At 64.1% G+C, this 22,422-nt stretch carries 23 protein-coding genes; 16 read left to right on the top strand and 7 right to left on the bottom strand.

What is annotated here, in order from left to right:
- Window positions 1–97: 97 nt before the first annotated feature.
- The 4 genes from NLM32_RS38605 to NLM32_RS38590 form a co-directional block, all read right to left on the bottom strand.
- Window positions 98–280, bottom strand: coding sequence for a hypothetical protein (locus tag NLM32_RS38605; protein ID WP_254133906.1), 183 nt, complete (start codon window positions 278–280; stop codon window positions 98–100).
- 105 nt (window positions 281–385) lie between these two features.
- The gene (locus tag NLM32_RS38600; protein WP_254133905.1) at window positions 386–934 is read right to left on the bottom strand and encodes a hypothetical protein; all 549 of its coding nucleotides are present in this window, start codon (window positions 932–934) and stop codon (window positions 386–388) included.
- 81 nt (window positions 935–1,015) lie between these two features.
- Window positions 1,016–1,444, bottom strand: coding sequence for a hypothetical protein (locus NLM32_RS38595; protein WP_254133904.1), 429 nt, complete (start codon window positions 1,442–1,444; stop codon window positions 1,016–1,018).
- A 125-nt stretch (window positions 1,445–1,569) separates the two neighbouring features.
- Window positions 1,570–2,358: an SDR family NAD(P)-dependent oxidoreductase gene (locus NLM32_RS38590; RefSeq protein ID WP_254133903.1), complete on the bottom strand. Its 789-nt coding sequence runs from the start codon at window positions 2,356–2,358 to the stop codon at window positions 1,570–1,572.
- Window positions 2,359–2,448: 90 nt separating this feature from the next.
- On the opposite strand from NLM32_RS38590, the gene NLM32_RS38585 reads away from it, so the two are divergent.
- Window positions 2,449–2,826: a cupin domain-containing protein gene (locus NLM32_RS38585; protein WP_254133902.1), complete on the top strand. Its 378-nt coding sequence runs from the start codon at window positions 2,449–2,451 to the stop codon at window positions 2,824–2,826.
- A gap of 151 nt (window positions 2,827–2,977) precedes the next feature.
- On the opposite strand, the gene NLM32_RS38580 is transcribed toward NLM32_RS38585, so the two are convergent.
- Window positions 2,978–4,642: a PAS domain-containing methyl-accepting chemotaxis protein gene (locus NLM32_RS38580; RefSeq protein ID WP_254133901.1), complete on the bottom strand. Its 1,665-nt coding sequence runs from the start codon at window positions 4,640–4,642 to the stop codon at window positions 2,978–2,980.
- Between the two features lie 485 nt (window positions 4,643–5,127).
- On the opposite strand from NLM32_RS38580, the gene NLM32_RS38575 reads away from it, so the two are divergent.
- From NLM32_RS38575 to NLM32_RS38555, 5 genes are all read left to right on the top strand, one after another.
- A complete protein-coding gene (locus NLM32_RS38575; RefSeq protein ID WP_254133900.1) occupies window positions 5,128–5,532 on the top strand; it encodes a YciI family protein in 405 nt (134 codons plus the stop codon).
- Window positions 5,533–5,578: 46 nt separating this feature from the next.
- Window positions 5,579–5,941: a hypothetical protein gene (locus tag NLM32_RS38570; RefSeq protein ID WP_254133899.1), complete on the top strand. Its 363-nt coding sequence runs from the start codon at window positions 5,579–5,581 to the stop codon at window positions 5,939–5,941.
- An 85-nt stretch (window positions 5,942–6,026) separates the two neighbouring features.
- Window positions 6,027–6,767, top strand: a complete 741-nt coding sequence (locus NLM32_RS38565) for a TetR/AcrR family transcriptional regulator (RefSeq protein ID WP_254133898.1) — start codon at window positions 6,027–6,029, stop codon at window positions 6,765–6,767.
- A 119-nt stretch (window positions 6,768–6,886) separates the two neighbouring features.
- Entirely contained in the window at window positions 6,887–7,381 is a 495-nt protein-coding gene (locus NLM32_RS38560) for a DUF2852 domain-containing protein (RefSeq protein ID WP_254133897.1), read from the top strand.
- A 285-nt stretch (window positions 7,382–7,666) separates the two neighbouring features.
- Window positions 7,667–7,837 carry a hypothetical protein gene (locus NLM32_RS38555; RefSeq protein ID WP_254133896.1) on the top strand — a complete coding sequence of 57 codons (171 nt, stop codon included), beginning with the start codon at window positions 7,667–7,669 and terminating at the stop codon, window positions 7,835–7,837.
- Window positions 7,838–7,854: 17 nt separating this feature from the next.
- Here the strand turns inward: NLM32_RS38555 and NLM32_RS38550 are convergent, their stop codons facing one another.
- Window positions 7,855–9,018, bottom strand: a complete 1,164-nt coding sequence (locus NLM32_RS38550) for an acyl-CoA desaturase (RefSeq protein ID WP_254133895.1) — start codon at window positions 9,016–9,018, stop codon at window positions 7,855–7,857.
- Window positions 9,019–9,311: 293 nt separating this feature from the next.
- On the opposite strand from NLM32_RS38550, the gene NLM32_RS38545 reads away from it, so the two are divergent.
- Together NLM32_RS38545 and NLM32_RS38540 are read left to right on the top strand one after the other, a co-directional pair.
- Window positions 9,312–10,079 (top strand): serine acetyltransferase, encoded by a 768-nt coding sequence (locus NLM32_RS38545; RefSeq protein ID WP_254133894.1) that lies wholly within the window; start codon window positions 9,312–9,314, stop codon window positions 10,077–10,079.
- Between the two features lie 39 nt (window positions 10,080–10,118).
- Window positions 10,119–10,829, top strand: coding sequence for an SDR family NAD(P)-dependent oxidoreductase (locus tag NLM32_RS38540; RefSeq protein WP_254133893.1), 711 nt, complete (start codon window positions 10,119–10,121; stop codon window positions 10,827–10,829).
- Window positions 10,830–10,970: 141 nt separating this feature from the next.
- On the opposite strand, the gene ggt is transcribed toward NLM32_RS38540, so the two are convergent.
- A complete protein-coding gene (gene ggt, locus NLM32_RS38535) occupies window positions 10,971–12,677 on the bottom strand; it encodes a gamma-glutamyltransferase (RefSeq protein ID WP_254135523.1) in 1,707 nt (568 codons plus the stop codon).
- A 700-nt stretch (window positions 12,678–13,377) separates the two neighbouring features.
- Between ggt and tolQ the strand changes: the two genes are divergently transcribed.
- The 8 genes from tolQ to ybgF all read left to right on the top strand — a co-directional run bounded on the left by tolQ (window position 13,378) and on the right by ybgF (window position 22,394).
- Entirely contained in the window at window positions 13,378–14,094 is a 717-nt protein-coding gene (tolQ, locus tag NLM32_RS38530) for a protein TolQ (RefSeq protein WP_254133892.1), read from the top strand.
- A gap of 43 nt (window positions 14,095–14,137) precedes the next feature.
- The gene (gene tolR, locus NLM32_RS38525; RefSeq protein ID WP_254133891.1) at window positions 14,138–14,590 is read left to right on the top strand and encodes a protein TolR; all 453 of its coding nucleotides are present in this window, start codon (window positions 14,138–14,140) and stop codon (window positions 14,588–14,590) included.
- A 4-nt stretch (window positions 14,591–14,594) separates the two neighbouring features.
- Window positions 14,595–15,554, top strand: a complete 960-nt coding sequence (locus tag NLM32_RS38520; RefSeq protein WP_254133890.1) for a cell envelope integrity protein TolA — start codon at window positions 14,595–14,597, stop codon at window positions 15,552–15,554.
- A 23-nt stretch (window positions 15,555–15,577) separates the two neighbouring features.
- On the top strand, window positions 15,578–16,945 hold the full coding sequence (tolB, locus tag NLM32_RS38515; RefSeq protein WP_375143608.1) for a Tol-Pal system beta propeller repeat protein TolB: 1,368 nt from the start codon (window positions 15,578–15,580) through the stop codon (window positions 16,943–16,945).
- Between the two features lie 248 nt (window positions 16,946–17,193).
- Window positions 17,194–19,530 (top strand): bifunctional diguanylate cyclase/phosphodiesterase, encoded by a 2,337-nt coding sequence (locus tag NLM32_RS38510; RefSeq protein ID WP_254133889.1) that lies wholly within the window; start codon window positions 17,194–17,196, stop codon window positions 19,528–19,530.
- A 167-nt stretch (window positions 19,531–19,697) separates the two neighbouring features.
- A complete protein-coding gene (locus NLM32_RS38505) occupies window positions 19,698–20,426 on the top strand; it encodes a hypothetical protein (protein WP_254133888.1) in 729 nt (242 codons plus the stop codon).
- A gap of 257 nt (window positions 20,427–20,683) precedes the next feature.
- Complete coding sequence (pal, locus tag NLM32_RS38500) at window positions 20,684–21,172, top strand: peptidoglycan-associated lipoprotein Pal (RefSeq protein ID WP_254133887.1); 489 nt, start codon at window positions 20,684–20,686, stop codon at window positions 21,170–21,172.
- Window positions 21,173–21,356: 184 nt separating this feature from the next.
- A complete protein-coding gene (gene ybgF, locus NLM32_RS38495) occupies window positions 21,357–22,394 on the top strand; it encodes a tol-pal system protein YbgF (RefSeq protein ID WP_254133886.1) in 1,038 nt (345 codons plus the stop codon).
- Window positions 22,395–22,422 lie beyond the last annotated feature (28 nt).

Here is a 22,422-nt window from a genome sequence, read left to right as displayed (position 1 = left end):
AGCGACCGATGGCAGCGGCGCTACAAATCAATTTTGCTCTTTGGGGAATGCTGATCTGCGCCAGCGTGAAGCTCGCGCCGGTGATGCAGATTCTCTTTTACTGAGAGAAAAACCAGCCCGCCACGGCCACGGCTCCCTGTGCGAGCACGTAGAGCCAGCCGACCGTTGCGACCGCGCTCGTGACAAGGAACGTCAGGGTGAAGGCCTGATCGCTCCCTTTCCGCTGAAGTGATGACTGAGCTTGCGAATCGACAGGTCCGTCGGTGCTGATGCTTGTCATGAATTCCCCTGCGGACATCGGTGTCGCCGTGTTTATCTATGTCAGCTCAACCTTGGCTTTAGTGTGACGTAGCTCACGCGAAGCTTGTGGACGCAGCATCGTGCATCAGCTGATGAACAGCGCGATCAGCATGAAGCTCATGCCCATCACGACGATCATGGGAACCACGAGATTGCGTTGCCGCGCGTGATGACGTGGCGGGAGCTTTCGCCGCCGCGGCGTCTCGCGCACGTGCGACGCAGGTTCCGATGGCACGAGCGAAACCTTGGCGTCCGAGCCCATGTACTTCACATACAACTCGAGCAGCCGCAGTTCGGAGGTCAGGTCGATCAGGCCCTCGCGGTCACGCCGCGTCAGCTCTTCGAATTCGCGGGTTTCTTCCGAACTCAGCGGGCCGAGGACGATCCGCCCCTCATCCGACAGGCGGTAGCGAAAATCGATGGACTCCATATGCGTCCCATTTGAAAATGACTGATCTTGAAAATGTGGAACCATTATATTCCGCGACCGCTGCCGGGATGTGACGGTCGCGCAGTCATCGCGATGCGCGACGGCCCCGGTCTGGCCAGCATCATCATAAACGCCAGGAGAAAGCGGGAAATCGCGTAAATTGTGCACGCATTGCGACGTAGTTGAGCGGATTTCGCGTTCCAAGGGCCGGAATCATCGGCCGATGCCTAATCGTCGGACAGCAGGGGATTCTTCGCGGTCAGACCGTCGCCCGTCGTCGCGACGTCATCGACAACGCGGATAGATCGCGGCGAGATCGCGTCCCCTGAGCAACAGCAGGCGCGAGGTGAGGCCGCCGTGACGGCTGATCCAGTCGCGAACCGGACCCGGATAGGCCGCAAGCACGGCTTCGGATGCTTCCGGCTCGGCATAGAAGCGTCCGCGCCGGTCGACCGAACGCGCCGCGTGGAAACCAAGCACGGCACGTTTGGTGACGCAGATGCGCTCGCCCGGCACGATACTGAGAACCAGCGTGCAGGCGGACAGGCAGGGACCGTCGATCACCACGCGATCGCCGCTCTCGCGCACCTTCTCGAACAGATCGAGGAATGGCCCGACCTGTCCGCCGGGGCTCTGGATGATGCGGATCTCGGCTTTGGCGGGAACGGAAGCGAGCAAAGCTGTCGATATCGCGAACAGGGCGAGGCGTCGCATGGCGTCTCCACAAACTCAATCTCGGAGGGTGCGCAAAGGTGCGCAAGCGCCGTGCCCACCATTGTCACCTCGAATTGTTCAGATTGTGGGCACGCTGCGCTTTGCCCGCCCTACGAGATTTGTGCCTACCCGTTCCGCCGTTCGCCGCGCAGCGTCGGCAGGCCGATGCCGGCCGCATCGAAGCCGCCATCGACGGCCAAAATTTGGCCCGTGATGTAGCTCGCGCGCTCCGAGCACAGGAAGAAGATCGCTTCTGCGAGTTCCTCCTCCAGGCCGTAGCGGTTGAGCGGGATGGCGTCGTGATAGTCGGCGCGGATCTCCTTGGTGTGCACCTGCTTCGCCATCGCGGTGTCGACCGGCCCTGGCGCTACCGCATTGACGCGGATGTTGAGCGAGGCCAGCTCGACCGCGAGCTGCTTGGTGAGATGCGCAAGTCCAGCCTTGCTGGTGCCGTAGGCCGAGCGCAGCGTCGAGGCGCGCACGGCCGAGATCGAGGTGATGTTGACGATGGCGCCGCCGCCTTGCTCGCGCATCAGCGGTGCGGCCGCCTTCGTGCAGAGGAACGGGCCGTTGAGGTTGACCGCCATGATCCGGTTCCAGTCGGCATCGCTGGTCTCCAGCACGGGGGCAAACACGGCAACGCCGGCATTGTTGACCAGCGCATCGAGGCGGCCGAAGCGGTCCATGATCACCGCCATCGCAGCGCCCACGGCTGCCGTATCGGATACGTCGCAGGTGATCGCCAGCGTCGTCTCGCTGCGTCCGATCTCGGTGACCGCCCGGCCGAGCAACTCTCCCTCGATGTCGAGCAGCGCCACGCGCCAGCCCTCGGCCAGGAATTTCTTCGCAGTCGCAAGCCCGATGCCGCGTGCGGCTCCGGTGACGAGGGCGACTTTTTGCGGGGCCTGCGGCATTTGCTATTCTGTCCTGTGTTCGAAAGGGGAGGGCATCCCCTGGGATTGGTCTTTTACTTCGCTTTGGTCCCGACGAGAAAGGCCCTGACCATGCTCATCGCTCCCAGCGCGAACCCGCTCGAGGAATGGCGGCCGGGTGTGAAGACGCGCATGGTGACATCCGCGCGCAATGGCGCAACCGCGCTCTGCATCTTCGAGCAATGGGTCCATCCCGGCACGGGGGCGCCGAGGCATAGCCATCCGGTCGAGGAGGTGCTGACCGTGCGCGAGGGCGATGCTGAGATGTGGATCGAGGGTGAACGGATCGCGGTCACGGCCGGCCAGTCGCTGCTGGTCCCCGCCGGCCGTCAGCACGGCTTTCGCAATTCGGGCACGTCGACGCTCCACATCCATGCCGTGCTGGCCGCCCCGGTGTTCGAGGCGTTGCCGGAAGCGGCAAGCGAGCCGACGCGGCGGTGGGAGCGGTAGAGGGGCGGCAACCTCAATCGTGGTCCGTCACCCCTGAGGTGCCGGAGCGAAGCGGAAGCCTGGAAGAGCGACGGCCCGGCCGCATTCATCCTGCGAGGCTCACCGTGCTTTGCACGGCGAGCGCTTCAGGATGATGGGGAGGGCGTTTGCTCTACGACAGTTCCGCCGACGCGCGCTGCATGTTCGCCGACATGTCCGCGGTCACGGCGCTCTGCTCCTCGACCGCGGCGGCGGTCGAGGCGATGAACTCGTTGACGCCGGCGATAGCGATCTTGATCGCTGTCAGTGAGCTCGCGACGTCGCCGGAGATGGTATTCAGCGCGTCGATTTCGGAGGTGATCGTGTCGGTCGCCTGCTTGGCCTGGTTGGCGAGGTTCTTCACCTCGGAGGCGACCACGGCGAAGCCCCGGCCGGCTTCACCCGCACGCGCCGATTCGATCGTGGCGTTGAGTGCGAGCAGATTGATCTGGCTGGTGATGCCGGCGATCATCTCGACGATGCCGCTCATGGCCTGCGCGGCCGCGTTCAGCCGTTGCGCCTGGCCGTCGGCGGCGTCGACCCTCGTGGTCGCAACCTTGGAGTTCTCGCGCGACTTCGCCATGGTCGCGGAGATCTCGCGGATCGAGGCGCTCATCTGCTCGCTGCCGGCCGCGACCGCTTCGATCAGCCCGCGCGCGTTGTCGGCCTTCTTTCGGCCGATCGCCTGCGCGGTGATGTCCGTGGCGTATTTCACCACCTTGTAGGGCTTGCCGTTGAGGTCGAAGATCGGATTGTACGACGCCTGGATCCAGATCTCGCGGCCGCCCTTGGCGAGCCGCTTGTACTCGGCGGCCTGGTATTCGCCGCGATTGAGCGTCTCCCAGAACTGGCGGTAGGCGGCCGAATTCTTTTCGTTCGGCTCGACGAACATGGAGTGGTGCTGGCCCTTGATCTCGGCCAGCGAATAGCCCATCGCGCTCAGGAAATTCTGGTTGGCGGTGCGGATGGTGCCGTCCATGTTGAACTCGATCACCGCCTGCGACTTCTGGATCGCGGCGAGCTGGCCGTCATTGTCGGCGGCCTTCATCTTCTGCGCGGTGACGTCGGTTGCGAACTTCACCACCTTGAACGGCCGGCCCATCTCGTCGAGGATCGGGTTGTAGGTCGCGAGAATCCAGATTTCCTTGCCGCCCTTGCCGAGCCGCTTGTATTCGGCGGCTTCGAACTGGCCGCGGTTCAGCCGCGCCCAGAAATCGGCATAGGCGGAGCCGGCGCGATCCTCCGGCGTCACGAACATGCTATGATGCTTGCCCTGGATCTCGTCGAGCGAGTAGCCCACCGCATTGAGGAAGTTCTCGTTGGCGGTGACGATGGTGCCGTCCATGTTGAACTCGATCACGGCCTGGGCACGGCTGATCGCAGCGAGCTTGCCCGCTTCCTCCATGCTCCTCATCTTGTACGCGGTGATGTCGGTGGCGAACTTGATGAAGCTGACGACTTTTCCGCTCTCGTCGAGCAGCGGCGCGTAGGAGGCGTGAACCCAGACTTCCCTGCCGTCCTTGCCGTAGCGCCTGTATTGCGTGGTCTGGAACTCGCCGCGGTTCAGGCTGGCCCAGAAATCGCGGTAGCGGGCGCTCTCGCGCTCGGCCGGGCTCACGAAGATGCTGTGATGCTTGCCCTTGATCTCCGCGAGCGAATAGCCGCTCATCTTCAGCAGATTTTCATTGGCATCGAGAATGGTGCCGTCGAGACCGAACTCGATCACCGCCTGCGACCGGTCGAGCGCCTCGACCTCGGCGACTGCGTGCCTGACTTTCTTGCTCTGAAAATTGAACAATTGATGCTCCGCAATGATTTGGGGCGGTTCATGAATCACGGTACCGCCACACTTGATCTGAAAAGTTGCATGAGCGGATTGAGCAACTGTAAACAACTGCACACAGCTGCGGGCCTTCCGTAATTTCACGTGTGATTCCGATGTCGTTCAGTTCACGCGCGTTCTGGCTTCATAAGCACGGCGGGGTTCATACGAGTGCGTGCGTCCGTCCGTAGTTGTACGGTCGCGTTTCGAAAAATATGTTCTGCCGCGACGAGCTGTCGCGTGCCCATCCGCCCGGTCGCGGTTCGGGGCCTGCACGCCGCCGCGTGAGTCGCAATGACCTCCGGAATAATTTTCACGGCTCTGTCGGCCTTGTAGAACGCCGTTCGTCTTACAAGGGAGTGCGGGCCATGTGGTCTGCTGATCTTCCCGCCATTCCGTGGTGCGCTTCGCGGCGCATGTCGCGGCGCGCCATGTGGAATGACAGGGCCAGTGAGGACCGTATGCGATTCATGATGCTGATGATCCCGCTCGGCTACGAGACCGCGCCGGCGGACGTGCAACTCGATCCCGAACGCGTCGCCGCGATGATGCGCTACAACGAGGCGCTGAAGGATGCCGGCGTGCTGATCACGCTGGACGGCCTGCATCCGCCGTCGATGGGCGCCCGCGTCTCGTTTGCCACCGGCCTGCCTGTCGTGACCGACGGCCCGTTCGCGGAAGCCAAGGAAGTGCTGGGCGGCTATTGGATGATCGAGGTCGGCTCGCGCGAGGAGGCGATCGCCTGGGCGAAGAAGTGCCCGGCTTCCGCCAATGAGATCATCGAGATCCGCCAGGTGCAGGAAATGTCCGACTTTCCGCCTGACGTGCAGGCCGCGGCCGCCGGCTTTGACGATCTGAAGACCTAGCGGCCGCGACATCGCGGCATCAAACGATCAACAAGGGAGCGAACCGATGAGCACCGACACCTATCTCGCCGTTTTCCTCGGCAGCAAGGACAGCCCGAAATTTGCTGCGTGGAATGCGATGTCCGACGCCGAGCGCAAGGCCAAGGAGATGGAGGGCATGGCAGCCTGGAAGGGCTGGGTCGAGAAGCACCAAGGCGCGATCCAGGCCATGGGCGGCCCGCTCGGCAAGACCAAGAAGGTCGATGCCAAGGGCGTCGCCGACATCGCCAACGAGATGGGCGCCTTCACCGTGGTCCGCGCCGCCTCGCACGAGGCCGCGGCCAAGATGTTCGAGAACCACCCGCATTTCGCGATCTTCCCCGGCGAGCGGGTCGAGATCATGCCGGTGCTGCCGATTCCGGGTGGCTAGGCTGCGCCTTTGCGGGAAATACGGGTTCACCAAAACCCGCCCCTGCTAGTGACCTTCACGCGCGGCTCATGTAAAAGTTGTTCACATGAGCTGGCGCAAGGAGCAGCGCCGCGCCGAGCGCGGCTATCACCACGGCAATCTGAAGGAAGCACTTCTGCAGGCCGCCCTCGGGCTGATCGCCGAGAAGGGCGCGGCCGGGTTCACCTTTGCCGATGCCGCGCGCATGGCCGGCGTCAGCGCGGCGGCGCCTTACCGGCATTTTCGCGACCGTGACGAACTGCTGTCCTCGATCGCCCAGCGTGGTTTTGAGCAGTTCGAAGCGCGTCTCACGGCAGCCTGGGACGATGGGCGCCCCGACACCGTCACCGCGTTCGAGCGTGTCGGCCGGGCCTATCTCGCCTTCGCCCGCGAGGAGCCCGCTTTCTACAACGCGATGTTCGAATCCGGCCTGCCGGTCGATGCCAATGCGGCGCTGCAGGCCGCAAGCGAGCGTGCTTTCAACGTCATTCGCGCCGCCGCGGAGCGTCTTGCGGCGCTGGCGCCGCCCGGCACGCCGCGCCCGCCGGCGATGATGATGGCCCTGCACATCTGGTCGATGGCGCATGGCGTCGCCTCGCTGTTCTCGCGCGGGGACGCCGCGCGACGAAAGCTGCCGATGTCGCCGGACGAGCTGCTCGAGGCCGAGGTGCTGATCTATCTGCGCGGCCTCGGCTTCCCGACCGACCGCAGGCCGCAGGCGACAAGCGCCGAGCCGCCGCCGGTGCCGCCGGAGGCTCCCTCCGGTTCCGGCGTCCCTCCCGGCGGCCCCTGGGGCAAGCCGAAATAAAGTTGCGCAAATAATTACGAGACCGTGTTTGGCGGTCAGCTTGACAAAATCGCGGGATGGTCTAGCTATGTAAATGTTATTTACATTCACAACGGCAGATGCCGTGATGGAGAAGGGAAATGGCCTACACCGCTGATGTCAATCGCTGGCGCGGCCCCTCGGACCAACAGCAGCAGTACGAGCGGCCCCACATGCTCGATACGCCCTGGCATCCTGGCTGGATTGCCGTGACCATTCTCGGCTTCATCATCTGGTGGCCGATCGGTTTAGCCCTTCTCTTTTTCACACTCGGGAGCAGAAGAATGTCGTGCTGGAGCAACTCTGATCGCTGGCAGAACAAGATGGAGCGGATGCAATACAAGATGGACCGCATGCGCGACCGCATGGAGCGCCGAGGCTTCGGCGGCTTTGGCTTCGGCCCGCCGTCCTCCGGCAATCGCGCCTTCGACGAGTACCGCACTGAAACGCTGCGCCGGCTCGAGGAAGAGCAGGTCGAGTTCAAGAACTTCCTCGACCGTCTGCGTCACGCCAAGGACAAGGAAGAGTTCGACCAGTTCATGGCCCAGCACAAGACGCGTCCGACCCCGCCGCCGACCGACCAGCAGCAGGGTTGATCCCTCTCAAAGCCTTCAGGCGCATGCCCCCAAAGTCCTGATGGCCCCGAGCCGCCCGCCTGCGCACCCCGCAGGCGGGCGGTTTGGTTTTGGGGGAGGGCTTCAAAGAATCGTCATGCCCGGGCTTGTCCCGGGCATCCACGTTCTTGGTGCGTCGGAGTAAGGCGTGGATGGCCGGGACAAGCCCGGCCATGACGCGCCGAACCAGTTGGAGAACCAACATCGGACGTACTGACACTAAGACGTGTGCGCCGTTCGCGTGCCGATTTTCTGTTGGATGACGTCATGGACCTCACCACCCGCCTGCTGCTCGGCGCGACCGCCATCGCGGTGCTGGGCTATATCGGCTTCGTCTATGGCAGCTGCGCTGGCGATCCCGACTGCCATGTCCGCAGCTGCGGCCGTCAGCTCTGTGGTGTCGTCTACAACCATCCGCAGGACCGTCCGGCGCCATAGAACCCGATCCGCGAGCTTCAGCGCACGGTCACGACCTGCGCACGAACCGACGTCAGGAAGTGCTCGTAGGCGTGGTCGACGATCTCGTTGAGTGATCGCGTTCGCGCGAACATTGCCCTTGCTTCCGCGAGAAACTCGTCGCGGGTCGGAATCTTCGGCAGATGCAGATGCGTCAGCGCATCGACGCCGTCATGCGCGCGATTGAGGATGTCGTGCAGCGTCGGCAGTTGCAAATGGGTCGGATCGGCCCGGTGCAGCGCCGACGAGATCGCGTGCGCGAGGGCGTGCGCGTCGAACCGCCCGGCGAGCTCGCGGGCTGCGCGATTGATGACCCGCGCGCCGAGCGGCTGCTCGTTGCGCAGCACCTGCTCGGGCGGCGCCTTCATGTTCCAGACGATTCCGCACCACGACAGCACCTTCAGCACGTAATAAGTCATGTCGATTTCCCACCAGCGAAAGCCCTGTCGCACGCTGCTCTGGTAGGCGTGGTGATTGTTGTGCCAGCCTTCGCCCATGGTGAGCAGCGCCAGCAGCCAGTTGTTACGGGAATCGTCGCCCGTCACGTAGCGCTTGCGTCCATGCACGTGGGCGAGGGAATTGATGCAGAAGGTCGCGTGATAGACCAGCACCGTGCTCCAGAGGAAACCGACGACCAGGCCCGACCAGCCTGCGAACGCGAAGCAGAGTGCTGCAAGCACGAAGGCGGGCAGCAGCTCGAGCCGATGCAGCCACATCAGCTCCGGATAGACCGCGAGATCACCAACCTTCACGAGGTCGGTCGTGTCGTGCTCCCGGTAGAAGATCCAGCCGAGATGGCTGTACAGGAAGCCGCGATGCCGCGGCGAGTGCGTGTCGTGTTCGGTGTCGGAATGCAGATGATGGTGCCGGTGCTTGGCCGCCCACCACAACACGCTCTTCTGCGCGCTGCTTTGCGCAATGAAGGCCAGCATGAACTGAAACACCCGGCTGGTCGCATAAGCCCGATGCGAGAAATAGCGGTGGTAGCCCGCGGTGACCCCGAACATGCGCACGACGTACAGCGAAGCGCAGATCGCGACGGCCTGCCAGGTGACGCCCGACCAGATGGCTGCGAAGCAGCCGAGATGCACCAGCACGAACGGCACGGCGGAGGGGTACATGATGTCGTCGTGCTGGTCGTCGGTGGGCGCGTTGGGCGACATGTCTTGGCGTGACCTCGGGTAACATTATCTGGGATTTGCTTCGGCCGGACCGAAGATCATCGGGTACGAAAAACCCGCGGATGGCGGACCACCGCGCGGGCTTGAGATGCTTTTGAGAGTCCCGGCCAACACAGCGTCGGCCGGAAATCCGCCGGACTATATGGTCGCGGGCATCTGGCATGCAAGCTCGTAGCCTCACGGGGAGCTGCGGCATGATGCTCGGGTCGGCCGCGCCGCTGGCGCCGCTTTGCCCACCACCTATATAGGGAAGCATTAAAATACCGGAGGCGACGATGGCACCAGCTGCGGTCATGGCGAGCGACGACCTCTGGCAGACCATTCGCGACGAGGCGCAGCGCACTGCTGCCGCCGATCCCGTCTTCGGCAGGGCCGTGGCCGACGCCATTCTGCCCCATGATGATCTCGCGGCGGCGCTCGCCGATCTGATCGGGCGCCGGCTTGGCGGCCGTGCCGGCGAGCGCGAACGCTTCACGGCATTTTCCCTGAAAGCCTTTCGCGGCTCCCCCGAATTGATCGAAGCGGCCGGCCGCGATTTGCAGGCCATCGTGCGCAGCGATCCGGCCATCGCCAGCCTGTTGGCGCCGCTGCTGCATTTCAAAGGCTATGTCGCGCTCCAGGCCTGGCGCGTCTCGCACTGGCTGTGGCGTCATGACCATCGCGATGCGGCGCTGTTGTTTCAGAACGAGGCGTCGAACGTCCTGCAGGTCAGCATCCATCCGGCCGCGCAGATCGGCTCGTCCGTCTATCTCGACCACGCCACCGGCATCGTCATCGGCGCCAATGTCGTGATCGGCGACGAGGTCACGATCCTGCAGAACGCCAGCATCGGCCGCGGCAGTGAATTGCCGACGCGCTCACCCCGGATCGGGCGCGGTGTCTATATCGGCGCCGGCGCGACCATTCTCGGCGACATCAGCGTCGGTGATTTCGCAAAAATCGGCGCCGGCACGGTCGTGACATCGGATGTGCCCGGCGGCTGTACCGCGGTCGGCAATCCCGCGCGGCTCACCAACTGCCCCGAGCCTGCCTCGGTGGCGTGATTGATCCCATCATCAGCTTTTCAAATGTTGGAGCGTGCAATGAAGACGGCAATCGTGATCGGCGTCGGACCGGAGCGCGGCCTTGGAGCCCAGCTCTGCAAGCGTTTTGCAGCCGAGGGGCTCAGGGTGATCGTCGCGGGCCGGACGCAGTCGGCGTTGCAGGCGGTCGTGGATGACATCGCGAAGGCCGGCGGCGTCGCTACGCCTGTCATCGCCGACGCGACCAAGGAGAGCGACATCACAGCCCTGTTCGATGCCGCCGGCCAAGACCTCGACCTCGCGATCTACAACGCCGGCAACAACACGCCGGGAAAGATCATCGAGATGGACGCCGATTATTTCGAGAATGCCTGGCGCGTGGTCTGCTTCGGCGGCTTCCTGTTCGGCCGCGAAGCGGTGCGCCGCATGGTGCCGAAGAAGACAGGAACGCTGCTCTTCACCGGCGCCAGCGCCTCGCTGCGCGGACGCTCCGGCTACGGCGCGTTCAACTCGGCCAAGGCCGGCATACGCACGCTGGCGCAGGCCATGGCCAAGGAATATGCGGGAGACGGCATCCATGTCGGCCATGTCGTGGTCGACGGCGCGATCGCCGGCGACAAGATTTTCTCGCGCTTCCCCGACGCTGCCGGCCGCGAGGACAGCCTGATCAGCATCGAGGGCATCGTCGATGCCTTCGCATTCCTCTACCGCCAGCCCGAGCGCGCCTGGTCGTTCGAGCTCGACGTGCGGACCTCGAAGGAGAAGTGGTGAGAGCAGGGGGCCGATCATGGCCTCCCGCTGTCATTGCCCGCGAAGGCGGGCAATCCAGTATTCCAGAGACGACATTGAGATGCGGAAGGGCCACGGCGTACTGGATACCCCGCCTTCGCGGGGTATGACAGTCATGAGCGATCAATACCCGGCGGCAAGTCCCGAGTTGCGCCGCGGATCGTTGGCGCCGTAGTAGCGGTTGTTGCCGACCTGCTGGCCGCCCAGTGACGGCGCGCCGACGATGATGACCGCCAGGTGGTTGGCCGGTTGCGGCGGCCCGAAATTGTGACCCATGCCCTCCAGAATTTTGCGCGTGTCGGGTGACAGCGCGTAATTCTCGACATTGGTCAGATCAGGCAGCCATTGCTGGTGGATGCGCGGCATGTCGACGGCTTCCTGCGCATTCATGTCGTAGTCGATCGCGTTGATCATGGTCTGCAGGACAGCCGTGATGATGCGGCTGCCGCCGGGCGTGCCCACCACCATGACGGTCTTGCCGTCCTTGGTGACGATGGTTGGGCTCATCGACGACAGCGGCCGCTTGCCGGGAGCGATGGAATTGGCCTCGCCCTGCACCAGGCCGTAAAGGTTCGGCACCCCGACTTTCGCGGTGAAGTCGTCCATCTCATCGTTGAGCAGCACGCCGGTCTTCGCAGCGGTCACCTTGGCGCCGAACCAGTCGTTCAGCGTGTACGTGACCGAGACCGCGTTGCCGTCCTTGTCGGCGATGGAATAGTGCGTGGTGTTACTGCCCTCGTGCGGCGCGACGCCTGGCTTGATGTCCTTGGAGATTCCGGCCTTGTTCGGATCGATCACCGCACGGATCTTGGCCGCGTAAGCCTTGTCGAGCAGGCGATCGAGCGGATTCTTCACAAAATCCGGATCGCCGAGGTAGCTGTTGCGGTCCACGTAAGCGTGCCGCATGGCTTCGATCTGCACATGCACGGCCGCTGCCGAGTGATAGCCGAGCTCCTTCAGCTGATAGCCTTCCAGGATATTCAGGATCTCGCAGATGATGACGCCGCCCGAACTCGGCGGCGGCGCCGACACCACGTGATAGCCGCGATAGTCGCATTCGACCGGCGCGAGCTCGCGCGTCTTGTAATTGTCGAGGTCGTCCTGCGTGATCAGGCCCTTGCCGGCCTGGCTCGAGGCCACGATGGCGCTGCCGACCCAGCCTTTATAGAAGCCGTCGGTGCCTTTGCCGCTGATCTCGCGCAGCGTCTTGGCGAGCTCCGACTGCACCAGCTTCTCGCCGACCCGGTACGGCTGACCGTTGTTGAGGAAGATGGCGGCGGAGGCTGGATCGTCCTGAAAGTCCGCGGTGGTGGTGAGCAGCAGGTCGATGTCGCCCTGGTCCAGCGCAAAGCCTTGTTCGGCGAGCTGGATCGCGGGAGCGAGCAGGTCGGCGCGCTTCATGGTGCCGTATTTTTCGCGCGCATATTCCATGCCCGAGACGGATCCCGGCACACCCACCGCGAGGTGTCCCTTGGTCGAGATGCCCTTGATGACGTTGCCGTCCTTGTCGAGGTACATGTTCGCAGTCGCGCCCTTGGGGGCGGTCTCGCGGAAATCGAGGAAGGTCTTGCGGCCGTCGGCGAGCTGGATCGTCATGAAGCCGCCGCCACCGAGATTGCCGGCGGCCGGATAGACGACGGCGAGGGCATAGCCGACGGCCACGGCGGCATCGACGGCATTGCCGCCGCGCTTGAGCACGTCGACGCCCACTTGGGTCGCCAGATGTTGCGCAGAGACGACCATGCCGTTTTCCGCGGCGATCGGTGCGACCGATGCCGCGCGCGCGGGGCCGAAGGTGACGAGGCTGACGGATACGATGGCGGCGGTCATCCACCGCAGGCTTGTTCCCGCATGTTGCACGGCTTGCTCCCAAGGCAAGGCCGGCTGTCTCCGGCCCTTGTTGGTGATGCAGGCCCAATTTATCAGGCGGCGTTCGTCGGGCAAATCGGCCGTCGAGGTCCAAGGGTGCCGGCCACCAGTCCAACTGCGCTCCCTCCCCCCTTGCGGGGGAGGGCGGGGGAGAGGGGTGGCTCAGCAAATGGTGTTTGTCAGAGCGTCCGGATTTCTTCGCCACGAGGCGAATCCCCGTGTGGCACCCCTCTCCCTAACCCTCCCCCGCAAGGGGGGAGGGAACCGACCTCCTGTGGGTCCGGGAGTTTGCTCACTCACTCGGTGCGGCCACGCGACATCCTGCCTCGCGCTTGCCCTTCCGCCCCCCATCCCTCGGCGCCGTCTCGCTTTCCCGCGGCCAAATTCGTCCCTGGTAACCCGGCATTAACCATCGGCGGGCTCTGGTAATTATGGACAATCGCGCCCGGAGCTGTCGTCGAGGCCCTTAGTTTTGACATCTTGGCAGGGAATGCAGGCGGCGGCTTTGGACGAGCCCCTGCACCCCAGAAAGACAAGGCTTTGAGCGGGCTTGCCGGCCGCGCCGGTTCTAGCGCGGCGGTTGGGGAACCGGCAGCCATTTTGCTAGCCGCGACATAGACAACGATCGCCCAAAAGCGATCGTCTTGAGAGGATATTTCTGATGAATCCGGCCGACGTGGCTCAGTCCACCCTTCCGGTTGTGGCGTCCGCCGACGTGTCGCTGATCGCGCTGTTCTGGCAGGCTCACTGGATCGTGAAATGCGTCATGCTGGGCCTCTTGTCCTGCTCGGTCTGGGTCTGGGCCATCGCGATCGACAAGATCTTCCTCTATGCCCGCACCCGCCGCTCGATGGACCGGTTCGAGCAGGCGTTCTGGTCCGGCGAGTCGATCGAGGAGCTCTATCGCACGCTCTCGGCCAAGCCGACCCATTCCATGGCGGCCTGTTTCGTCGCGGCGATGCGCGAATGGAAGCGCTCTTTCGAAAGCCACGCCCGCTCGGTCGCGGGCCTGCAGATGCGCATCGACAAGGTCATGAACGTCTCGATCGCCCGCGAGGTGGAACGGCTGGAACGCCGGCTCCTGGTGCTTGCGACCGTCGGCTCCGCCGGCCCCTTCGTCGGCCTGTTCGGCACGGTCTGGGGCATCATGTCGAGCTTCCAGTCGATCGCGGCGTCGAAGAATACCTCCCTGGCGGTGGTGGCGCCCGGCATCGCGGAGGCGCTGTTTGCGACCGCGGTCGGCCTTATCGCCGCCATTCCTGCCACTATTTTCTACAATAAGTTCACTTCCGAGGTGAACCGGCAGGCCCAGCGGCTCGAGGGCTTCGCTGATGAATTTTCAGCCATTCTGTCCCGTCAGATCGACGAGCGGGGCTGACGGACGGCATGTATAGTGTGAAGGCGAGATTGGGCACCAAGCCATGGGCATGAACGTAGCCAGTTCGTCCGGAGGCGGCGGGCGCCGCAGCCGGCGCAAGCCGGTCATGGCCGAGATCAACGTCACGCCGATGGTCGACGTGATGCTGGTGCTGCTCATCATCTTCATGGTGTCGGCGCCGCTGCTCACGGTGGGTGTTCCGCTCGATCTGCCGTCGACGCAGGCCAAGAGCCTCGATCAGAACGACCAGAAGCCGATCCAGATGTCGGTCGACATCAAGGGCAAGGTGTTCATCGCCGACGCCGAGATCCAGATCAACGAGCTGATCCCGAAGCTGAAGGCGATCACGGACGCGCGCGGCGGGCTCGAGGAACGCATCTATCTGCGCGCCGACAAGAAGGCGGATTACGGCACGGTGGCAAAGGTCATGGGCCTGCTGTCGGGTGCGGGCTTCAAGAAGCTGGCGCTCGTCACGGAAGCGGATCAGGGGTCCTAGGCCGGTGAAGGTGAACGTCGACAAGACACTCGTTGCGTCGATCGTGCTCCACGTCCTCGTGATTGGATGGGGGCTGCTCACCTTTAGCAGCAAGGCCTTCATCGCGCCGGAGGAGTCGCTTCCGGTCGACATCATTTCCAGCGATCAGCTCGCGCAGATGATGTCGGGCCAGAAGACCGGCAAGAAGGAAGAGCCGAAGCCCAAGGTCGAGAAGATCGCCGAGGCCAAGCCCGAGGAAGATGCCGTCGGCAAGGTCACCGAGAAGAAAGAGCTGATCAAGACCAACTCGACCCCCGATCCGCCGCCGAAGCCTGTCGAAAAGCCGGTCGAGAAGAAGCCCGATCCGCCGAAGCCGGTCGCCGAGACCAAGCCGAAGGAAGAGCCGAAGCCGCAGGAGAAGAAGCCTGATCCGGCCAAGGAAGATCCGATCGCGGAGCTGCAGAAGAAGCTCGACACCAAGAAGCCGCCGCCGAAGCCCGTGGAGCAGAAGGTTGCGGCTGTGCAGCCGCAGCAGCAGCCGAAGCCCAAGGAGCGCACCTTCGACCCCGCGCAGATCGCCCGCGACCTCGACAAGCGCGCCGCGACCCGGCACGAGCAAACGGGATCGGCGCTGAATGCGTCAGCATCGCTGGGCTCGACGACCGGAACTGCCGTCAGCAACGTCGCGACTTGGCAAGGTGCGTTCCAGGGCGCGGTCAAGCGCTGCTTCACGCCCACCTATAACGGGCAGGACGCCAACCTGTACGAAGCCGACATCGACATTCCCATGAAGGTCGACGGATCGCTGGCGTCGGAGCCGGTCATCGTCGCGGTGCGAGGACCGTCGCGGTCGATCGCCCAGGCGGTGGCGGAGAGCGCCAAGCGCGCCATCGTGCAGTGCCAGGTTTATTCGTTCCTGCCGAAGCAGCAATACGACAGCTGGAAGCTCATTCCGATGACTTTCGGCCTGAAAGACATGTTGTGACATCCGAACAAAAGAATTTTCCGATGAATGACGTTCGATCGATGAACCGCCGCCGCTTCATGACCCTGACCGGGTCTACGCTCGCGTTGCTCGGGGGCGGACAGGCCTTCGCGCAAGGTCAGCCGCCGCGGCTTCGCATCGATCCCACCGAGTTTCGTCCGATCCCGATCGCGATCACTGGTTTCGTACCGGGCTCGCCCGCCGACGGCGATGTCAGCAACGGCGTGACGCAGGTCATCACCAACAATCTGAAGCGCTCGGGCCTGTTCGCCCCGATCGACCAGGCCGCCTTCATCGAGCGCATCAGCAACATCGACGTCGCGCCGCAATTCCAGAACTGGAAGACCCTCAACGCGCAGGCCCTCGTCACCGGTCGCATGACGCGGCAGCCGGACGGCCGCCTCAAGGCCGAATTCCGCCTGTGGGACGTGGTCACCGGCCAGCAGCTCGCCGGCCAGCAATATTTCACCTCGCCGGAATATTGGCGCCGCATCGCCCACATCATCTCCGACCAGATCTACGAGCAGATGACCGGCGAAAAGGGCTATTTCGACAGCCGCGTCGTGTTCGTCGACGAGTCCGGGCCGAAGGAGCGCCGCGTCAAGCGGCTGGCGATGATGGACCAGGACGGCGCCAATGTGCGCTACCTCACCCGCGGCGCCGATCTCGTGCTGACGCCGCGCTTCTCGCCGAACTCGCAAGAGATCACCTATATGGAGTTCGGGCAGGGCGATCCGAAGGTCTATCTCTTCAACATCGAGACCGGCCAGCGCGAGATCGTCGGCAACTTCCCCGGCATGACCTTTGCGCCGCGCTTCTCGCCGGACGGCCAGCGCGTCATCATGAGCCTGCAGCAGGGCGGCAATTCCAATCTGTTCGTGATGGATCTGCGCTCGCGCTCGACCACGCGCCTCACCGACACGCCGGCGATCGACACGTCGCCGTCCTACTCGCCGGACGGCACCCGCATCTGCTTCGAGTCCGATCGCGGCGGCAGGTCGCAGATCTATGTGATGGCGGCGGGCGGCGGACAGGCGCAGCGCATCTCTTTCTCGAAGGACGACAACAACGCCACCTATTCGACGCCGGTGTGGTCGCCGCGCGGCGATTATATCGCCTTCACCAGGCAGGGCGGTGGGCAGTTCTCGATCGGCGTCATGAAGCCGGACGGCTCCGGCGAGCGGCTCCTCACCTCCGGCTATCACAATGAAGGCCCGACCTTCTCGCCGAACGGCCGCGTGATCATGTTCTTCCGTGATCCCGGCGGCAGCGGTGGGCCGTCGCTGTTCTCGGTCGACATCTCCGGCCGCAACGAGCTGAAAGTGCCGACGCCGGGCTTCGCCTCCGATCCGGCTTGGTCGCCGCTGCTGTCCGCGACCGCGGGCCAATAGGTCGATCGCGCGTCTGACGACGCGCGATGTTTTTTCGAAAAAAAAGCGCCGATTTTTCCGCTTTTCGCGCGCGCGGCAAGCTTTCCTTCACCTTGCGCCCGGCAAGGCTTGCCTAGTTGCTTGATATTTCAGCGGAAACAGTTTCGCTATTGCCGAAAAACAACTCGACTTTAACGATGTTCCCTCAGAAAGGCTTCATCAGGTGTGGGTAAAAGTACGCGCCAAACAGGACGCGCGTACAAACGAAAATGCAGTTCGCAAGCCAGACCGGAAAATCCGATCAAGGACAGGCGGCGCCCCCGGTGTCGGCGGCGCTGAATGATTCCCTGTTCGAAGCGCCCGGTCCGCTGTTTGCGGGTATCGTCTTCGTCGCCATCGGGGCCGCCATCACGGCGCTGAGGACCGGACAAACTCTGACCTGGGCGACGGTGGCCCTGATCATCTTGGCTGGAGCTCTCCGCCTGTTCGATCTGCGGCGCTTCCTGCCCCGCAAAGCCAGCCTGACAGCCGAAGAAGCCGTGGTCTGGCAGAGGCGCTATCTGATGGGCGCGCTGATCCAGGCCGCAGCCATCGGAACATGGTGCGGGCTCGCTCTGGTGAGCACTGACGACGCCGTGGTCCACATGATCGCCCTCTCCATCACCACGGGAATCGTCGGGGGAGGCGCAGGACGGGCCTACGGACGGCCATCGATATACCATCTGCAGGCCGGCCTCATGTTCGGTCCGGCCGTGATCGCGCTGGCGTCGTGGGGCACGCCCTACTACATCGCCATGTCAGTCGTGAGCGCCGCATTCCTGCTGGCGATCATGCAGCTCTCGGCCAATCTGCACCGAATATTCATGCGTGCCGTTGTGGCGCGGGAGCGCGAAGCGGCGCTCGCCGGCCAGTTCGACACCGCCCTGAACAACATGCCGCACGGCCTGTGCATGTTCCGCGTCGACAGGCAGCTCGCCGTGATGAACCACCGGTTCAGCGCGATGCTGGAGCTGCCCGAGGATCTCGTTCGAAGCGGCATCACCGCGCGTGACATCATGGCCGCGTGCGTCAGCTCCGGCTCCATCTCGGCCGCGAGCGGCGAGATGATCGTCACCGAGATCGAAAACTCGCATGCGAACGAGATCGTGACCGTCGATCCCGACGCGGAGCGAAACCGGTCCTTGTCCTGGACGGTGCAGCCGATGGCCGACGGCGGCGCAGTGCTGCTGCTCGAGGACGTGACCGAGCGGCGCAATGCCGAGGCCAAGATCACCCATCTTGCCCGTTACGACGAATTGACGGCGCTCCCCAACCGCGTCCATTTCCGCAACGAGATCGAATCCCTGCTGGCGGCCTCGCGCCATTCCGACCGGCTCTCCGCGCTGCTGTTCGTCGACCTCGACCAGTTCAAGCAAGTCAACGACACGCTCGGCCATCCCTGCGGCGATCAGCTCCTCTGTGCGGTGGCCAACCGTCTGCGCGAGATGCTGCGGCCCGAGGATTTCGTCGCCCGCTTCGGCGGCGACGAGTTCGTCGTGTTCCAGCAGAATATCAACGCGGCCGAAGATGCCGCGAGCCTCGCCCGCCGCATCGTCGAGCGCCTGAGCGAGCGCTACCGGATCGACAATCACCTGGTCGAGATCGGCGCCAGCGTCGGCATCGCGCTGACCTCGCCGGATGGCGCCAGCGCCGACACGCTGCTCAAGAACGCCGACATGGCGCTTTACCGCGCCAAGGCCGACGGCCGCGGCACCTTCTGCTTCTTCCGCGACGAGATGGCGGCCACCGTCGAGGCGCGCCGTATCCTCGAGCTCGATCTGCGCAAGGCACTCGCCAACGAGGAGTTCGAGCTGTTCTACCAGCCGCTGGTCAATCTGAAGTCCGGCAAGATCACCACCTGCGAAGCGCTGCTGCGCTGGAATCATCCGGTGCGCGGCACGGTCTCGCCGGTCGACATCATCCCGGTCGCCGAGGACATGGGCCTGATCGTCGATCTCGGCCGCTGGATCCTGCGCCGCGCGTGCATGGAATGCATGAAATGGCCGGAGGGCGTCAGCGTCGCCGTCAACTTCTCGCCGCAGCAATTCCACCAGCGCGACGTGCTGAGCGAGATCCGTTACGCGCTCGAGGTCTCGGGCCTGCCGGCGTTCCGCCTCGAGATCGAGATCACCGAATCCTCGCTGCTGCGTAACACCCAGCTCACCCACGATATCCTGTCACAGCTGCATGCGCTCGGCGTGCGCATCTCGCTGGACGATTTCGGCACCGGCTATTCGAGCCTCAGCTATCTGCACAACTTCCCGATGCAGAAGGTCAAGATCGACCGCTCCTTCCTCGAGGGCATCGACGCCGACCGCCCGCTGACGCTGTTGCGCGGCGTGGCGCGGCTGTCGGCCGACCTCGGCATGTCGGTCGTGGTCGAGGGCATCGAGACCAACGAGCAGCTCGAGCTGGTGAGCGCCGACGGCACCGTTTCCGAAGGGCAGGGCTACCTGTTCAGCCGGCCGGTACCCGCCGTCAGGATCCGTCAGTTGCTCGATGCCTCGCATGGCCGCCGCATGGCGGACGCTCAGATCGTCTCGATCTCCTCGCGGTCGTTTGGCTAACGCCGCGCTCCCAGCCGTCCCCATTTCCTCAATGTTTCCCTGTATTTCCCCGGGGTTTTACGGGGCCTGATCCTTAACCCTAACATTTCGAAGCCTTTGCAATTCGGTTAAGGAGTCATTAATCTTGCCCACACTCGCGGAAGTTGCCCGCGGGGCGGGAGTATCAGATGAAGTCAGGAGCCGAGCCGCGCGCGCCGCTCGAAATTCGAGGGGCAGGGTTGTTCGACCGGCTCGATTATCGGCTCGTCGAAACCCCCGAGGACCGTGATGCGGTCTACGCGATGCGCTACCGGGCCTACCTGCACGGCGGACTGATCTCGCCGAACGCGTCTCAGCGGATCGTCGACACTTACGACGATGCCCCCAACGCCTGGATCTTCGGAATCTATCTCGACGGAGAACTTTGCAGCTCGCTCCGCCTGCACGTCCTGACGTCGGAATGGCGGATGTCCTACACCACGGAATTGTTCGGCGATGTTCTCAACTCGCGCCTGGACCGAGGCGAGGTTTTCGTCGATCCCGCACGTTTTGCTGCCGATCCGGACAAGAGCCAGCGGTTTCACGAGCTCCCTTATCTGACGCTGCGGCTGGCCTATCTGGCCTGCGATCATTTCAATGCCGATCTCGGACTTGCGATGGTGCGTACGGATCACCAGGCGTTTTATCGCCGGATCTTCCTGCATGAGACCCTCACGGAGCCGCGCCCGTTCCCGGGCTGGCATTCGCGGAAAGTGGTTCTCATGGCCTCCGATTTCGCCAAGCTTCGGGAGCGGGTCTTGACCCGCTTTCCCATCATGCGCTCGAGCGCCTTCGAGCGAAGGATGCTGTTCGATCGTGCCGGCCAGACCCAGGCCGTGTCCCGGCCGGTGCTCGTCCCGGCCAGCACCGTGGCCTGATCGGCTAACGCCGGTTCCCGCAAGACTCTCCGTAAAGGCCCAAAATTCCGGCAGACTCAGCGTTTTTGCCGGCTAAGGCGGCTTGCCTTCACCCTCGCGCCACATTTACAACCCATTAACCATAGTGGGTGCTTTTCGCTGGTTGGGGGCATTTGACCGGCTGAGGCAAGGTTCCGTCAAGGTTGACGGAACGTTCGCTTAACCAACCCCCTGTAGACCGGACAGCAGTGGACGAACGTGAGCGTGGAGGCTCCGGAATGATGAATCCTATGCGTATCCTCCAGGGATTGAAGCTGGCCGCGGTGGTTGCCATCGCACTGTCGATGGGCGCCTGCGCGAAGCAGAACGCGGGCCTGGATGCGAACGCGAGCGCGGCGACGCCGGGCAGCCAGCAGGACTTCGTGGTGAACGTGGGCGACCGCGTGTTCTTCGAGAGCGACCAGACCGATCTGACCCCGCAGGCGATCGTGACCCTGGAGAAGCAGGCGCAGTGGCTGCAGACCTATCCGCGCTACTCCTTCACCATCGAAGGTCACGCGGACGAACGCGGCACCCGCGAATACAACATCGCACTCGGCGCCCGCCGCGCCCAGTCGGTGCGCTCGTTCCTCGCCTCGCGCGGCATCGATGCGAACCGCATGCGCACCATCTCCTACGGCAAGGAGCGCCCGGTGGCCGTGTGTAACGACATCTCCTGCTGGTCGCAGAACCGTCGCGCTGTGACCGTGCTGAACGCGAGCTCCTGACGTTCAGTCAGCCGCCGTTCATCTTCAGAAACCGATTATGCCGGCGCCCTCTCGGGCGCCGGTTTCGTTTCAGCGATCTGTGACAGAAACCCCGTGGTGCCAGTCACATTTTTGGCGTACTGCCTTTCAAAGTGTGGCGCGTCGCATGTTCCGTCGCAGATTTCGTTTTCGTCGTCAGGGCAAGATGTCATCCAAATTCAAGGCAATTACCGGCACCGTGGCGTTCGCCGCGCTGCTCTCTTTGTGCGCGCCCGCCTTCGCCCAGTCGGACGACGGCGATCCCGAGATGCGGATCGAACGGCTGGAAAACCAGCTGCGCCAGCTCACCGGCCAGAACGAGGAGCTGCAATATCGCAACCGTCAGCTCGAGGATCGGCTGCGGGCGCTCGAGGGTGGCGCGCCCGGACAGCCGGCACAGCCAAACGCCGCGGCCGTGCCGCCGGCCCAGGTTGCGCCGCCCTATCGCCAGCAGCCTCCGCAGCAGCAACAGGCTGCGCAGCCGGGTTACGAGCAGCCGCAGATCGCTGCTCCCGCGCCGATCGTTCAGGAGCAGCCGGGCCCCGGCGCGCCCGGCACGCGCCGCCGTGGTGATGCGTTCGACCCGAGCCAGACGCCGAATGCGCCCGGCGCGCCGCGCGCGCTCGGCGGCGGCCAGCAGCCGATGCCGGCTCAGGGCGGCGCGCCCGGTGGCCGTGCTGCCGGCGAGCCGCTCGACCTCAACAACACTGGCGGCCGCTATCCGCAGGCAGCCGCACCGGCCCAGCAGGGCTATCCGCCGGCGCAGCAGGGCTCTCCCGCGCAGACCGGTGGTCCGGCTCTCGCGACGCTGCCGCCCTCGGCCACGCCGCGCGACGAGTTCGACCTCGGCATCGGCTACATGCAGCGCAAGGACTATGCGCTCGCCGAGCAGACCATGAAGAATTTCACGGCGAAATATCCGAGCGACCCGCTGCTCGGCGACGCGCAATACTGGCTCGGCGAAAGCTATTTCCAGCGCCAGCAATATCGCGACTCGGCCGAGGCCTTCCTCGCCGTCACCACCAAATACGACAAATCGGCCAAGGCGCCGGATGCGTTGCTGCGGCTCGGTCAGTCCCTCGCGGCGCTGAAGGAGAAGGAAGCCGCCTGCGCCGCCTTCGGCGAGGTCGGCCGCAAATATCCGCGTGCCTCCGCTGGCGTCAAAGCGGCGGTGGATCGCGAGCAGAAGCGGGTGAAGTGCTGATCCGCCGCGGCGGTCGCTGACAGGGCGG

Source organism: Bradyrhizobium sp. CCGUVB14 (genome assembly GCF_024199935.1).
Lineage (GTDB): Bacteria > Pseudomonadota > Alphaproteobacteria > Rhizobiales > Xanthobacteraceae > Bradyrhizobium.
This window is presented reverse-complemented; position numbering and strand designations above follow the sequence as displayed.

Excerpts from the sequence above, each read along its gene's own strand:
- NLM32_RS38565 (WP_254133898.1), top strand. The coding sequence starts at position 6,027 with ATGAGCTGGCGCAAGGAGCAGCGCCGCGCCGAGCGCGGCTATCACCAC.
- NLM32_RS38555 (WP_254133896.1), top strand. The coding sequence starts at position 7,667 with ATGGACCTCACCACCCGCCTGCTGCTCGGCGCGACCGCCATCGCGGTG.
- ggt (WP_254135523.1), bottom strand. The coding sequence starts at position 12,677 with ATGACCGCCGCCATCGTATCCGTCAGCCTCGTCACCTTCGGCCCCGCG.
- NLM32_RS38505 (WP_254133888.1), top strand. The coding sequence starts at position 19,698 with ATGAAGTCAGGAGCCGAGCCGCGCGCGCCGCTCGAAATTCGAGGGGCA.
- NLM32_RS38510 (WP_254133889.1), top strand. The coding sequence starts at position 17,194 with ATGCAGTTCGCAAGCCAGACCGGAAAATCCGATCAAGGACAGGCGGCG.
- tolR (WP_254133891.1), top strand. The coding sequence starts at position 14,138 with ATGGGCATGAACGTAGCCAGTTCGTCCGGAGGCGGCGGGCGCCGCAGC.
- NLM32_RS38560 (WP_254133897.1), top strand. The coding sequence starts at position 6,887 with ATGGCCTACACCGCTGATGTCAATCGCTGGCGCGGCCCCTCGGACCAA.
- pal (WP_254133887.1), top strand. The coding sequence starts at position 20,684 with ATGATGAATCCTATGCGTATCCTCCAGGGATTGAAGCTGGCCGCGGTG.
- NLM32_RS38570 (WP_254133899.1), top strand. The coding sequence starts at position 5,579 with ATGAGCACCGACACCTATCTCGCCGTTTTCCTCGGCAGCAAGGACAGC.
- NLM32_RS38595 (WP_254133904.1), bottom strand. The coding sequence starts at position 1,444 with ATGCGACGCCTCGCCCTGTTCGCGATATCGACAGCTTTGCTCGCTTCC.
- NLM32_RS38585 (WP_254133902.1), top strand. The coding sequence starts at position 2,449 with ATGCTCATCGCTCCCAGCGCGAACCCGCTCGAGGAATGGCGGCCGGGT.
- NLM32_RS38590 (WP_254133903.1), bottom strand. The coding sequence starts at position 2,358 with ATGCCGCAGGCCCCGCAAAAAGTCGCCCTCGTCACCGGAGCCGCACGC.
- NLM32_RS38540 (WP_254133893.1), top strand. The coding sequence starts at position 10,119 with ATGAAGACGGCAATCGTGATCGGCGTCGGACCGGAGCGCGGCCTTGGA.
- tolB (WP_375143608.1), top strand. The coding sequence starts at position 15,578 with ATGAATGACGTTCGATCGATGAACCGCCGCCGCTTCATGACCCTGACC.
- ybgF (WP_254133886.1), top strand. The coding sequence starts at position 21,357 with ATGTCATCCAAATTCAAGGCAATTACCGGCACCGTGGCGTTCGCCGCG.
- NLM32_RS38605 (WP_254133906.1), bottom strand. The coding sequence starts at position 280 with ATGACAAGCATCAGCACCGACGGACCTGTCGATTCGCAAGCTCAGTCA.
- tolQ (WP_254133892.1), top strand. The coding sequence starts at position 13,378 with ATGAATCCGGCCGACGTGGCTCAGTCCACCCTTCCGGTTGTGGCGTCC.
- NLM32_RS38575 (WP_254133900.1), top strand. The coding sequence starts at position 5,128 with ATGCGATTCATGATGCTGATGATCCCGCTCGGCTACGAGACCGCGCCG.
- NLM32_RS38550 (WP_254133895.1), bottom strand. The coding sequence starts at position 9,018 with ATGTCGCCCAACGCGCCCACCGACGACCAGCACGACGACATCATGTAC.
- NLM32_RS38545 (WP_254133894.1), top strand. The coding sequence starts at position 9,312 with ATGGCACCAGCTGCGGTCATGGCGAGCGACGACCTCTGGCAGACCATT.